General features: G+C 61.9%; 11 protein-coding genes. 2 read left to right on the top strand and 9 right to left on the bottom strand.

The features are described 5' to 3' along the window. Nucleotides 1–134: 134 nt before the first annotated feature. The 4 genes from NFV80_RS04115 to NFV80_RS04100 form a co-directional block, all read right to left on the bottom strand. Entirely contained in the window at nucleotides 135–950 is an 816-nt protein-coding gene (locus NFV80_RS04115) for a sialate O-acetylesterase (RefSeq protein WP_296757955.1), read from the bottom strand. 47 nt (nucleotides 951–997) lie between these two features. Further along, a complete protein-coding gene (locus NFV80_RS04110) occupies nucleotides 998–2,038 on the bottom strand; it encodes an acyltransferase (protein ID WP_295328670.1) in 1,041 nt (346 codons plus the stop codon). A gap of 95 nt (nucleotides 2,039–2,133) precedes the next feature. Then, entirely contained in the window at nucleotides 2,134–3,372 is a 1,239-nt protein-coding gene (locus NFV80_RS04105; RefSeq protein ID WP_295328672.1) for a pyridoxal-dependent decarboxylase, exosortase A system-associated, read from the bottom strand. Beyond that, complete coding sequence (locus tag NFV80_RS04100) at nucleotides 3,372–4,991, bottom strand: acyl-CoA ligase (AMP-forming), exosortase A system-associated (RefSeq protein WP_296757948.1); 1,620 nt, start codon at nucleotides 4,989–4,991, stop codon at nucleotides 3,372–3,374. The genes NFV80_RS04105 and NFV80_RS04100 overlap by 1 nt, the downstream gene beginning before the upstream one ends. 347 nt (nucleotides 4,992–5,338) lie before the next feature. On the opposite strand from NFV80_RS04100, the gene NFV80_RS04095 reads away from it, so the two are divergent. Beyond that, nucleotides 5,339–5,653, top strand: a complete 315-nt coding sequence (locus NFV80_RS04095) for a DUF485 domain-containing protein (protein WP_296757946.1) — start codon at nucleotides 5,339–5,341, stop codon at nucleotides 5,651–5,653. Continuing rightward, entirely contained in the window at nucleotides 5,650–7,377 is a 1,728-nt protein-coding gene (locus tag NFV80_RS04090; protein ID WP_295328681.1) for a cation acetate symporter, read from the top strand. The genes NFV80_RS04095 and NFV80_RS04090 overlap by 4 nt, the downstream gene beginning before the upstream one ends. Before the next feature lie 87 nt (nucleotides 7,378–7,464). On the opposite strand, the gene NFV80_RS04085 is transcribed toward NFV80_RS04090, so the two are convergent. From NFV80_RS04085 to NFV80_RS04065, 5 genes are all read right to left on the bottom strand, one after another. Continuing rightward, on the bottom strand, nucleotides 7,465–8,343 hold the full coding sequence (locus tag NFV80_RS04085; RefSeq protein ID WP_295328683.1) for a DMT family transporter: 879 nt from the start codon (nucleotides 8,341–8,343) through the stop codon (nucleotides 7,465–7,467). A 192-nt stretch (nucleotides 8,344–8,535) separates the two neighbouring features. Continuing rightward, nucleotides 8,536–9,069 (bottom strand): DUF2242 domain-containing protein, encoded by a 534-nt coding sequence (locus NFV80_RS04080; RefSeq protein ID WP_295328684.1) that lies wholly within the window; start codon nucleotides 9,067–9,069, stop codon nucleotides 8,536–8,538. Beyond that, nucleotides 9,066–9,572: a glutaredoxin family protein gene (locus NFV80_RS04075; RefSeq protein WP_295328686.1), complete on the bottom strand. Its 507-nt coding sequence runs from the start codon at nucleotides 9,570–9,572 to the stop codon at nucleotides 9,066–9,068. Before NFV80_RS04075 ends, NFV80_RS04080 begins: the two co-directional genes overlap by 4 nt. Nucleotide 9,573: 1 nt before the next feature. Continuing rightward, nucleotides 9,574–11,676, bottom strand: coding sequence for a M3 family metallopeptidase (locus tag NFV80_RS04070; RefSeq protein ID WP_295328688.1), 2,103 nt, complete (start codon nucleotides 11,674–11,676; stop codon nucleotides 9,574–9,576). Between the two features lie 66 nt (nucleotides 11,677–11,742). Beyond that, nucleotides 11,743–12,522 carry a DUF2189 domain-containing protein gene (locus NFV80_RS04065; RefSeq protein ID WP_295328690.1) on the bottom strand — a complete coding sequence of 260 codons (780 nt, stop codon included), beginning with the start codon at nucleotides 12,520–12,522 and terminating at the stop codon, nucleotides 11,743–11,745. Nucleotides 12,523–12,542 lie beyond the last annotated feature (20 nt).

The raw sequence follows: 12,542 nt of genomic DNA, 5'->3' as shown, positions 1-12,542 counted from the left end.
TCCACAGACTGGTGTAGTGGGTCATGTAGGGGTTTCCAGGGTGAGTATTGGGGGTTGGGCGTTTCCTGGAGGAGCCAAGCGCGTGCTTCCAGACCGAGTCGGCTTGCCGAGCGCCGCCGTGTCGCTGTCGCTTGTCAAGGTGGGGCAGAGGTCTTGTAAGCGTGGTCGCTGATCGCCGCAGCCCACATTCTAGCCGCACTCGTCAGCCCGTCAATGCTCAGGTGACAGCCATCATGGCGAAATCCTTCTCCCGACAGAAGGTCGGTATCGGGGCCAAGACGAAAGCGTTGGTCGTTTGCCGCCTTCGACTCGATGGCGCGGCGGATCTCCTCGGCCGGGGCGGATCGGCAGATCGTCGAGCGCGCCAGGATGATTGGTGCTGCGATGCCCGCTTCGCTGATGGTCGCAGCAAGCGCATCGAGTTGCCGCGAATAATCCCTGCCGCTGGTTGCGAGACGGGCGTCAGATTCTCCCTGTTGCCAGAGCACGAAATTGGGGGGCAGACCGAGTTGGCGGAGCGTAGCGAGTTGTTCCAGGAGCCGTTGGCGCAACGCACTGTCTTGACTCGTCCATTCCGCAATCGAACTGGCGTCTACGGCGAGCACTGATAGAACAATGGGTTTGCCATGTACGTGCTCGCGCAGGGCATCTGGCAACCTTTGCCAGATGCTGCCGCCGCGCCCCGTCGCGCCGGGCAGGGGATCAGTGGCGGTCACGCACCTTCCCTCAACGACAAGGGTAATTGCTTGCGCGCCGGGCTTGAAGCCAGCCCCATGATTGGCGGCATTGGATTGGCCGAGCGCGAGAAGAACCAATGGCTGCTCGGTGACGATCTCGCGGCAGGAGAGCTCGGGCTCGTTGCCGATTCGGACGATTTGTTGCAGCTTTGCCAAGAGTTCGGCCTGCTGGTGTGCCTTCTGCCTGTGGCCTGCGAACAGGATCACCGCCATGGTGCAAGCGATGACTGCCGGCAGCAGCCACTTGACCCGTCGTCCGATCATTGGCAGGTGGCCCTTCGCTTGCGGTAGCGGGTGCGAATCCAACGCATGGCCGGTTGCTCGACCCAGCGCGTGACGGCGGTGGCGAGGGCAAGGCTGCACGCCAGTGCCGCCAGAATTGCCAAATCGGTTGGTACCCGCAGTTCCCCCAAGCGAAGCTGCAGGCTCCAGCCGATGTTTTCGTGCAGCAGGTAGAGCGGGTAGGAAATTGCGCCGAGCCAGACGAAAATCCTATGCCGAAGCAAACGAATTCGCCCATTGGCGGCGAGAAATACCGCACTGGCAAGGACAACTGCGAGGCTCGCAAAAAACAGCGAATCAATCAGCAGCAGCGTCACGGTGGCGCAGGTGGCCGTGATCGCAGCGGCCCGTCGTGACTCCATATCGCTCCGGTGGGTGGCGAGATAAATCGCTATACCCAAGGCAAACCAGGGGATGTACTGCAGGATCAGCAGTCGGTAGATGGTCCACGGAAGCTCGATGGCGAATTTCCGTTCGAACACAAAATAGAGCAGGCGAGCTGCCAGCAGTCCGAGGAGGAAGAGGTGGACGCGTTGCAGCAATTGCAGGCGGAACAAGCAGAGCATTCCACAGTAGAACAGGAGTTCGACCTCGAGCGTCCAGTACACCCCGTCGACATGTGGCACGTGAAACAGGCTATGGATCATCACCAGGTTGGCGAATGCCGCGTCGACGTCAACCAGCTTGCCCGGCAAGCCGAGCAGGTGGGTCACTGCGAAGGTCAGCGCGATAGCCAGCCAATAGGCAGGGAACAGTCGGCTGAACCTGGAGACGACGAAATCCATCGGCCTCGCCGTTTTCTCCAGCGTCATGAAGATGACGAAGCCGCTGATGATGAAGAACAGGTTGACCCCGTAGTGGCCTTCCGGGAACGAAATCGTCGGTGGCGGATCCGCACCGAACAGTTGGCCGAAACGGGTGGTGTAATGAAACAGCACGACCGATACCGCTGCTACACCGCGTAACGCGTCGATCTCGACCAGTCGGTTGGCTCGGGTCTTCTCACCCAGCACCGGCATCGCTGAATCCTGAACGTTCAATATTGATTCCTTACTCTGCCGATGGGTTGCGTCGCGCAGCCAGGTGTCGTGGTCGGCCGCATTGCCGCCCACTCTCAAACGAGCAGCTCCAGACAAAAGGGGTGTCCCAAGAATGCCTGCGGGCTGGCCGAAAAACCGTAGGCACCCGATTGGAAAATCACCACCAGATCCCCGATTTCCGCCTTGGCGAGTTCCATTCGGTCGGCCAGCAGGTCGAGCGGTGTACACAGGGGACCCACGACCGAAACCGTTTCGCACTCGCCGGCCGCCATGCGGTTGCCGATCGCGATCGGGTAGTTCTTGCGGATGACCTGCCCGAAATTGCCCGACGCCGAAAGATGCTGGTGCAATCCGCCATCACAGACCAGGAAGGTATGGCCGCGCGAGACCTTGCGGTCAACAATCCGGGTCACGTAAATCCCCGCTTCCCCCACCAGATAGCGTCCCAGCTCGATGACCAGTTCCGCTTCTGGCAACTCGCGACCGGCACGGTCGACGAGGTCGGCGAGGTTGTGTCCGATCGGTGTCAGATCGAGGCGCTGTTCCCCCGGGAAATAGGGGATGCCGAAACCGCCACCGAGATTGAGGAAGCGGACCGCTGACGGAGCGGATTGTGCGAGCAGCACCGCGAGTTCGAAACTTTTCCGTTGCGCTTCCACGATCGCTTCGCACTTCAGGTTCTGCGCCCCCGCAAAAAGGTGGAATCCTTCAAATTTCATGCCGCTGCGGCCGATCTCGGCGAGCAGTTCGGGTACCTGCTCCGCGTCCACGCCGAATTGTCTGGCGCCGCCGCCCATCTTCATGCCGGCGCTCTTGAGTTCGAAATCTGGATTCACGCGTACGGCGAGGCGCGCCACGTGGCCGGATTCGGCGCAAATTTCGGCCAGCTCGGCGACTTCGCGGAAGGACTCGACATTGATCAGGATGCCCGCTGCGACCGCTTGCCGCAACTCGCTGCGTCGTTTGGCCGGGCCGGCAAAGCTGATCTCTCGCGGATCGGCACCGGCGTCGAGAGCCACTTTCAGTTCACCAGCGGAAGCCACGTCGATGCCGTCTACCAGTGCCGCCATATGACAGACCAGGGCGGGCATCGGATTGGCCTTCATCGCGTAGTGCAGCTTTACGCTGGGTGGCAGCGCCGTCCGCAGTTCGTCGACGCGCCGAGTCAGCAGTTGCCGATCATACGCGTAGAACGGTGTTTGCCCGGCGCGTGCAGCGAGTCGTGACAGAGGAATACCACCGACGAGCAATTCACCTGCATGCTGCAGGAACTGGCTCATCGGCGTGTGCGCCGGAACGGCTGGCCTGTTCATCACGATTTCCCCTTGGACATGCCCTGTCCCTGGCCGGACGTGAAATCGTCGGCGAGTGTGCGACGGTCTATCTTGCCGTTCGGGTTGCGCGGCAACGGCCCTGGCCGCACGACGATGCTCGCCGGCACCATGTATGCGGGCATCCGGACACGGCATTCGGCGAGCAGCGTGGCGACGTCGGGATCGCCGTCCGCGCCTGCCGTGGCAATCACCTGGATGGCCTGCCCGAGCGTCGGGTGGTCGATCCCGAAAGCGACACATTCCCCGACCAGCCGGGTGGCGTAGATCACCTCTTCGACCTCGGTGGGGCTGACCCGGTAACCGGAAGTCTTGATCATTTCGTCCCGGCGACCGATGAAGTAAAGGAAGCCCGCCTCGTCCATGCGCACCGTGTCACCCGAGAAGACCGCAATTTCGGGCAACGTGAGACCGGCAGCGCGGCCGGGTACGGTCACCGGGAGAGGCTTGTAGCGCTCGGCGGTTTTTTCGTGGTCGTTCCAGTACCCCATGCCGACGAGGGCTCCACGATGGACGAGTTCGCCCGGTTCGTTGGCCGCGCAGAGCGAGCCATCCTCGCGCAGGACGAGGATTTCGGCGTTGGGGATCGCCTTGCCGATCGAATCGGGTCTTCGCTCGACCTCTTCCGGAGGCAGATAGGTCGAGCGGAACGCTTCGGTCAGGCCATACATCAGGAAGGGCTTGCTTTGCGGCAGGCGCGCGCGCAAGACGGCGAGCGTTTCGCGCGGCATGCGTCCGCCGGTATTGGCGAAGTAGCGCAGGTGTTGGCCAATCGCTGCCGGCCATTCGAGTCGCGAAAGCTGGATGTACAACGGTGGTACCGCGGTCAGCCCGGTCACGTTTTCGCGCGCCAGCGCCTTGAGCACATCCTGCGGGAGAAGATAATTGAGCAGCACGACCCGTGCACCGACGTGGAAGGCGGTCGTCAGCTGGCTGAAACCGGCATCGAACGACAGCGGCAAGGCGGCCAGCAGCGTATCTTCCGCACGGTTTTCGAGATAGCTGGCGACGCTCGCGGCACCGGAGACCATGTTGCGGTGCGAAAGAACGACGCCTTTCGGCTTGCCGGTACTTCCCGAGGTATACAGGATCGCTGCCATGTCCGCATCGATGACTCGGTGACCGGCTCGCGTCGGGCTCTGCAACAGCTCGTTCCAGCACAGTTGGGACGGATGCCCCGGGTCTTCGGGTCGCGGCTCGCCGTCTACCAGCAGCACGTGCCGAAGTTCCCGGCAGGAGGACAACACGGGATCGAGCAGCGACAGGCGTTCGCGGGAGGTGACCAGAACGCGTGCGTTGCAGTCGCGCAGGATGTACGCGACCTGTTCGGCTTTCAGCAGCGGATTGAGCGGCACGAACACGCAGCCGGCTGCGGTCGCGCCAAAACTGGCAACGACGGTCTCCGGTCGTTTCTCCAGATAGATCGCAATCCTTTCGCCCCGCTGCGCCCCGAGGCCGACGAGACAGCCGACAAAAGCCGCCAGCGATTGCTGCAAGACTTCGTAGCTCATCGACTGCCTGCCATAAGTCAGGGCGATAGCGTCCGGCCGGCGAGCTGCCGAGCGGCTGATCAGGTCGGGAAGCAGGTTGATATTGGACATGTTCCAGATACGGCGTTGAGTTGGCGGTGATGGATTCTAACGGGAAGAGAAACCGGGACCGTGAAATTGTTCCTCCTGCGTCGAAAGGCATCATCGCAGGTGTCTGACTCGCGGTGTCGCGGCCACCCGCCCGGTCGGCGGCCGCGACAGCCGGGCAGCCGGTCGGGCCGGGCCTGTCGGCAAATTGCAACACGGCATGAAACAGGCACGGCAAGGTATTGTTGTCGCAGGATTTCCCCTGATGCCGTAAGCGGGAAGTAAGTAATGGTCATTATGATCTGCCGCTAGGTCATGATAAGTGACTCGATATTTGTACAGATTTGTACATTCCTGGAGGAGACAAGAAAGTGAACGACGACATCGTTGCACGGATTGAGGCCAATCCCAAGTACCACGAACTGGTCCGCAAGCGCTCGAGTTACAGCATCGTCATGTCCATTCTGATGGTCATCGCCTATTACGGGTACATTCTGTTGATCGCGTTCAACAAGGAGTGGCTCGGCACACCCGTGGCGCCGGGCATGGTGATGACGATCGGCATTCCGCTGGGGATTGGAGTGATCGTCTTCACGATCGCTATCACCAATGTATATGTCCGCAAGGCGAATACCGATTTCGACGACATGAGTGCCGAGGTCATCAAGGAGGCCAGCAAGAAATGATCAGTAGAACCGCTCGTAACATCGTCGGGCTGAGTCTCGGCCTGTTGGCAGCCGGCGGAGTTCTCGCCGCCGGTGCGGACCTCGGCAATACGACCAAGCAGGCGACCAACTGGGTGGCGATCGCAATGTTTGCCATCTTCGTCGCGATCACTTTGGGAATCACCAAGTGGGCGGCGGCGAGAACGAAATCCGCGGCGGATTTCTATACCGCCGGTGGCGGCATCACCGGTTTCCAGAACGGGCTGGCGATCGCCGGTGACTACATGTCGGCGGCGTCCTTCCTCGGGATTTCCGGTCTGGTTTTCGCCAACGGCTTTGACGGCCTGATCTTCTCGATCGGCTGGCTGGTCGGCTGGCCGGTGATCACGTTCCTGATGGCCGAGCGTCTGCGCAATCTCGGGAAGTTCACTTTTGCCGACGTGGCCGCCTATCGTTTCGCGCAAACGCCGATGCGCAGCTTTGCCGCCACCGGTTCGCTGGTCGTCGTGGCTTTCTACATGATCGCCCAGATGGTCGGCGCCGGTCAGTTGATCAAGGTGCTGTTCGGACTGGAGTACATCTACGCGGTGATCATCGTCGGCGTCCTGATGATGTGCTATGTGCTGTTCGGTGGGATGACGGCCACCACCTGGGTACAGATCATTAAGGCAATCATGCTGCTTACGGGTGCCACCTTCATGGCGCTGGCGGTGCTCTTCCAGTTTGGTTTCAATCCGGAGGCGCTGTTTGCCAAGGCGGTGGAGATCCATCCCAAGCATCTCGCGATCATGTCTCCGGGCGCACTGATCAAGGACCCGGTCTCTGCGATCTCGGTCGGCATGGCCCTGATGTTCGGTACGGCGGGTCTGCCGCATATCCTGATGCGCTTCTTCACGGTTCCCAGTGCGAAGGAAGCACGCAAGTCGGTTGGCTGGGCTACCACCTGGATCGGCTACTTCTACATCCTCACCTTCATCATCGGCTTCGGCGCCATCGTGATGCTGACGCAGAATCCGGAGGCGTACTACGTGCCGAAGATGGTCGACGGAGTACAGGCGATCGGTGCCGATGGAAAGCCCGTGTGGGATGGTCTGAAGGGTGGTGGCAACATGGCGGCCATTCACCTGGCCAATGCGGTCGGCGGCAACGTCTTCCTGGGCTTCATCTCGGCGGTGGCCTTTGCGACCATCCTGGCCGTCGTTGCAGGCCTCACGCTGTCTGGGGCTTCGGCGGTTTCGCACGACCTGTATGCGACGGTGTTCAAGCACGGCAATGCCGACTCCGCGTCCGAGTTGCGCGTTTCCAAGATCACCACGGTCTGCCTGGGGATCGTTGCGGTTCTCCTGGGCATCGCGTTCGAGAAGGAAAACGTCGCCTACATGGTGATGCTGGCCTTTGCCATCGCCTGTTCTGCCAACTTCCCGGTGTTGTTCATGTCGGTGTTGTGGAAGGACTGCACGACCAAGGGTGCGGTTGCCGGCGGCATCGTTGGTCTGATTACATCGGTTGTACTGACCATCCTTTCCGCGTCGGTGTGGGAAGCGGTGATGCACAATCCCAAGGGCAGCGCACTGTTCCCGTACTCGTCGCCGGCGCTGTTCTCGATGTCGGCTGCCTTCGTGGTGATCTACCTGGTCTCCAAGATGGACAACAGCAAACAGGCCCAACTCGAACGCTCGCTCTATCCGGCGCAGAAAGTTCGTTCTGAAACCGGCGTTGGCGCTTCGTCGGCGTCCGCCCACTGAGCAACCCGGCCGGCGCTTCGCCGGCTTGATCGGAAACAGCCCGGGATGGCATGAACTCCCGGGCGCTTTTTTTCGTGCGCCAGGAGCTTACCGGGTCTGACCTCGCCCGCTGAAAATGCCGGCGGTCATTGCGATGCCAACGAGGACAAGGGTGCCGCCGACCAGGGTATGCCAGCCCACTGCTTCCCCGAGAAACAGAGCTCCCCACAACACACCGAAAACCGGGATCAGGAACGTGACGGAGAGTGCTCGCGTTGGACCCACGTCGTCGATCAGCCGAAAGTAGAGCAGGTAGGCGGCGCCCGTGCACACCGTGCCAAGCAGCGTGACGGCGGTCCAGTCGACAGCGTTCGGTGAATGTCGCACCGGTGCCACGAGAAACAGAGGCAGCACTGCCAGGCTGGCCATCCACATGCTGCCATGCGCATTGTCGAAGGGTGTTGCGAGCCCGGGATGCACCCTGGTGTAAATGCTGGCGACGCTGTACGACGCGGGTGCCAGCAGGCCGGCGACCAGCGCCAGCCATTGGGTATCGCCGGCCAGCACCACATTCTGGCCGACCAGTACGGCGACCCCGGCCAAACCGAAAGCCAGTCCCAGGGCAACTGCCAGGGTCAGTGGCGTATGCAGCCAGAGCGCAGCAATCGCTGCGCCGAAAAGCGGTGAAGTCGCATTGAGGATCGAGAGCAGCGAGGCGGGTAGCGACTGTGCCGCATAAGCGAAGAGCAGAAAGGGGAAAGCCGAATTGAGGATGCCCAGGATCAGGAAGTAACGCCAGCGGTCTGTCAGACGCAGCTTGTGTCGCAGCCAGTGGCTCGCCAGCCAGAGGAAGGACGCGGCAATGGCCACGCGAAACATTATCAGCGCCACCGGGCCGAAAGCCGGTACGCCGATTCGCATGAAGAGGAAGGATGCGCCCCAGATGGCGGCGAGGAAAAGCAGTCTGGCAAGGCTGGCGGCGTTCATGGGATTTCCGAGGAAGGTGATGAGCTGCGCTCACATTGTCGTGTGCTCGGCCGTATTCGACCATCCGTTTCTTGCGGTCGAAGTCGGCTGCGAGCAAAGCCGAAGATGCGGCGGAAGCCCGCTGCGTCGGCAGCGTTCGCCGCAATGGAATCTCCGCCCCTCAGTACCTGCGAGCAGGAATCGGACTCCGGATCACGGCGCCCGCAATTCCCGTCCCACGGCGTTGAAGAAGCGATCGTAGAACGCGCGGTCGTCGACCGTCTCGCCCCTGGTCTTGATCTGGGTTTCCGAGCTGGACGATCGGGAAAGGTAGATCGGAGCGACGATGGGGACACCTATCGTCGTCTGCTCCTTGCTCTGCTTGACGTCGAAATGGCTTTCCACGGCCGTCACGAAGAGCATGGCACCGTGGCCCGAATCGACACAATGGACATGTATCTGCAGCACCGCGAGTTGTTGCTCTTCCTTTTTGAATTCCTTGCTGCCGACGAACGAGAGTTCGGGATCGTGCGACGTCGCCGAGACGACGACGTAGCCTTGCCCGAGCAGCACGGCACGCGCTGCGGCACAGACGCGCAGACTGTCGGCGCCGAACTCGCGCCGAAAACGTGCGTCGCTGCCAAAGGTTTCCTCGTGATGATAGTCCTTGACCCCGCCACAGGCTACCAGCAGCACACACGCGGCGAGCGCTGCCAGTCGCAGTAACCCGGCTGCGGTTGTGCTCACTCCGCAACCGCTCCGGGCGACCGGACACGGTAAGGGGCACTGGCCGGATAACCGGCGGCGTCGAGCAACTCGTTCCAGGCGGCGGGGGAAAAGCCGCGAGCACTCTGTCGGCCGACGCTGATGCCGGGAAGGACCGCTTCGCCACCGAGTTGGCGGCCAAACTCGGCCATTTCTTCCTCGCTGTTCGCCACGCGCTCCGAAAACGGCACCCCGCGGCGTTCAAGCAGCGCACGCGCATCCTTGCAGGTGACGCAGCCGGCGCTAGTGTAGAGGATGACCGGAAACTTCTCGCTCGCCTGGCGGACGGCGTAGGGGAGTTGCAGTTCGCCGCCGCTGCCACCCGTATATTTCATGACCTGTCGGGCACCCGCGGGCGGCGGGAGGTCGGAAATCACCGTGCCGCCGGTGCTCGGATCAACCCAGCGGTAGGTGGTTTCGGCGCCGACTCCGGCAGTGGCGAGCAGGCCGGCAATGGCAAGGGGCAGGGCAGAGGAGCGATGCATGCTAAGCGCGCGCCGCGATCATGCCGCTGTGTCGTAGCAGTGCGTCGACCTCGGGATCGCGACCGCGAAAGGCGCGGAAGCTGGCGAGCGCTGGCCGGCTGCCGCCGACCGACAGGATTTCCTCGAGAAAGCGCTGTCCTGTAGTGCGGTCGAATGGACTCCCGCTCTCCTCGAACGCGCCATAGCAGTCGGCCGAGAGAACCTCGGCCCATTTGTAGCTGTAGTATCCGGCGCCGTAACCACCGGCAAAGATGTGGCTGAAGCTGTTCGGAAAGCGGTGCCATTCGGGTGGAACCAGCACAGCCACTTCGCGCCGCACGTCGGCGAGCAGTTCGAGTACGCTGTGTTCGCCAATCGGATCGAAGTCGCTGTGCAACAACAGGTCGAAGAGGGCAAACTCGACCTGGCGAAGCGTCTGCATGCCGCTCAGGAAGTTCCTTGCTGCCAGCATCTTTTCGAACAGGGTCCGCGGCAGTGGCTCGCCGGTGTCGATGTGGGCGGTCATCCGCTGCAGGACGCTCCAATCCCAGCAATAGTTCTCCATGAACTGGGATGGCAGCTCGACAGCGTCCCATTCGACTCCATGAATGCCGGCGACTCCCAAATCATCTACCCGTGTCAGCAGGTGGTGCAGTCCATGTCCCGTCTCGTGGAACAGCGTGATCACTTCGTCGTGCGTGAAGGTTGCCGGCCGTGCTACGCCACCCTTTTCGCCCACGGGTCTCGAGAAATTGCAGTTCAGGTAAGCGACCGGTTTCTGGATGTCCGGCACTCCTGACGCACTGTACGCCAGTTTTCTCCGACCGATGGCTTCGTCCATCCAGGCCCCGCCGCGCTTCGTTTCGCGCGCGTAGAGATCGAGGTAGAACTGGCCGATCAGTTCGCCGCCCGTACCCTCGATGCGGAAGAAGCGCACATCCTCGTGCCATACTGGCGCAGTGTCGGCCTTCAGGCGGACGCCAAACAACTGCTCGATGACGGCGAATAGTCCGCTCAAAACCTTGTCCTCGGTGAAATACTGCTTCACTTCCTGCTCCGAGAAGGCGTACCGTGCTTGCAGCAGCTTTTCGGAAACGTAGGCGACGTCCCAGGCTTCCATCATTTCCAGGGCGAGCTCGTCGCGGGCGAAGGCGCGCAGGTCGGCGACATCCCTTTCGGCAAAAGGCCTGGCCTTGACCGCCAGATTACGCAGAAAGCCAAGCACCTGGGGCACGGATTCGGCCATTTTCGGAACCAGCGAGACTTCGGCATAATTGCGGTATCCAAGCAGTTGCGCCTGCTCGCGACGCAGTTCGAGAATCCGGAATATCAACGGTGTATTGTCGAGTTCGGCGGCGCCGAATTCGGCGGCGCGAGTGGCATACGCGCGGTACATCGAGGAGCGCAAACGCCTGCTGTCGGCGTATTGCAGCACCGGCAGGTACGATGGCATGTGCAGGGTAAACTTCCAGCCGGTCTCACCGTCGCGTTCGGCTGCTGCAAAGGCTGCCTGGCGAACGTCGTCGGGCAGCCCGGCAAGCTCGGCCTCGTCGGTTACCAGCTCGGTGTAGGCGTTGGTCGCATCGAGCAGGTTTTCTGCGAATTTTGCCGAAAGCTGGGCAAGCTCTTCGGAAATTGCCCGAAATCGGGGTTTGCTCTCCTCCGACAGTTCGGCGCCGCTCAGGCGAAAATCGCGAATCTCCTGGTCGATGATCCGCCTACGGGCCGGCGTCAGCTGCGCGTATTCCTCGCTTCCGGCGATCGCCTTGTATTTCTCGAACAAGCCGAGGTTCTGCCCGACCTCGGCGTAGAAGCGCGAAACCTCGGGCAGCATGGCGTTGTACGCGTCGCGCCACTCACGGACGTCATTGACTGCGTGAACGTGACCGACGGTTCCCCAGGCCCGTGCCAGTTGTTCGAAACCGTCGCTCAGCGGCGCAGCGAAATCGTTCCAGGTCGCGGCCACGCCATCGCTGGTCAGTCGCTCGATCAGTGCGCGCTGGCGTCCGAGAAGTTCGCTGATCGCCGGCTGCACGTCGGTTGCCGCGAGCACATCGAAACGAGGCAGTCCCGAGAAGTCGAGCAGCGGGTTGGGCGGGTTGTCTTGCAGGGATTCGGCAGTCATCGGGGTGGTCCGTCGTGGCAGAAAGGGGCTGCTGCAGCCGGCGCGCGGATGCTCGGCAGCGCCTTCCTATTCTACAAGGTCGCGATACGCGTGCCACGATGCGTGGCCGATCAGCGGCATCAGGACGATCAGGCCGAAAAACAGCGTCAGAAAGCCGAGTGCGGTCAACACGACGACAATCGTCCCCCAGAGGATCATGACCAGCAGGTTACGATCAACGGCACGCAGACTGGTCAGCATCGCGGTAGCGCAGCTCGTCGGGCGGTCGAGCAGCAGGGGCACCGAGATCACGGTGATCGCGAAGACGATCAGGGCGACCGTGCCGCCGATCAGGATCCAGATCAGCAACAGGTCGCGATGCTCGGTCGACAGGTGGATCTCGGCGAGCAACGTGAGCAGGTCTGGCGGAATGTCAGGAGCGAGAAAAGCGAACAGCAGCGTCGAGATTCGTTCCCAGGCGACGCCGATCGCCGCCAGCAGGAGACCAAGCTTGGCCAGTTCACCGGCATTGCGCTTGCCACCGGCGAGCGAGACGAAGAAGGTCGAGGACCGTCCGCTTTCGCGTCGTCGACTGATCTCGTACAGACCTCCGGCGAGCAATGGCGCGATCAGGAAGAATCCCGAAGTCGCGACGATGAACAGATGCCCGTTGCGCCAGGCGAATATCGTGATCAGGTCGCCGGCAATGGCGAACAGCAGGCCGTAGGCGAGGCTGGCAATCGGGTTGGCGCACAGGTCGCGCCATCCTGCGTGCAGCCACGCAAATGGCCGTGCGGTCGAGACGCAGCGCACCTTTGGTGCGGTGTCGTCGCGTCGGTCGGCGGAAGTGGAGGATGACGAACCCATGCGTTCTCCTGGCAGAGGGA

The sequence above is a fragment of the Accumulibacter sp. genome (genome assembly GCF_023806565.1).
Lineage (GTDB): Bacteria > Pseudomonadota > Gammaproteobacteria > Burkholderiales > Rhodocyclaceae > Accumulibacter.
The sequence above is the reverse complement of the archived record's forward strand: the minus strand, read 5'-3'. Positions and strand labels throughout refer to the sequence as shown.

What these genes read in the sequence shown, in the direction of transcription:
- NFV80_RS04115 (WP_296757955.1), bottom strand. Translation starts at nt 950, where the DNA reads ATGGCGGTGATCCTGTTCGCAGGCCACAGGCAGAAGGCACACCAGCAG.
- NFV80_RS04110 (WP_295328670.1), bottom strand. Translation starts at nt 2,038, where the DNA reads ATGCCGGTGCTGGGTGAGAAGACCCGAGCCAACCGACTGGTCGAGATC.
- NFV80_RS04075 (WP_295328686.1), bottom strand. Translation starts at nt 9,572, where the DNA reads ATGCATCGCTCCTCTGCCCTGCCCCTTGCCATTGCCGGCCTGCTCGCC.
- NFV80_RS04105 (WP_295328672.1), bottom strand. Translation starts at nt 3,372, where the DNA reads ATGAACAGGCCAGCCGTTCCGGCGCACACGCCGATGAGCCAGTTCCTG.
- NFV80_RS04065 (WP_295328690.1), bottom strand. Translation starts at nt 12,522, where the DNA reads ATGGGTTCGTCATCCTCCACTTCCGCCGACCGACGCGACGACACCGCA.
- NFV80_RS04090 (WP_295328681.1), top strand. Translation starts at nt 5,650, where the DNA reads ATGATCAGTAGAACCGCTCGTAACATCGTCGGGCTGAGTCTCGGCCTG.
- NFV80_RS04070 (WP_295328688.1), bottom strand. Translation starts at nt 11,676, where the DNA reads ATGACTGCCGAATCCCTGCAAGACAACCCGCCCAACCCGCTGCTCGAC.
- NFV80_RS04085 (WP_295328683.1), bottom strand. Translation starts at nt 8,343, where the DNA reads ATGAACGCCGCCAGCCTTGCCAGACTGCTTTTCCTCGCCGCCATCTGG.
- NFV80_RS04100 (WP_296757948.1), bottom strand. Translation starts at nt 4,991, where the DNA reads ATGTCCAATATCAACCTGCTTCCCGACCTGATCAGCCGCTCGGCAGCT.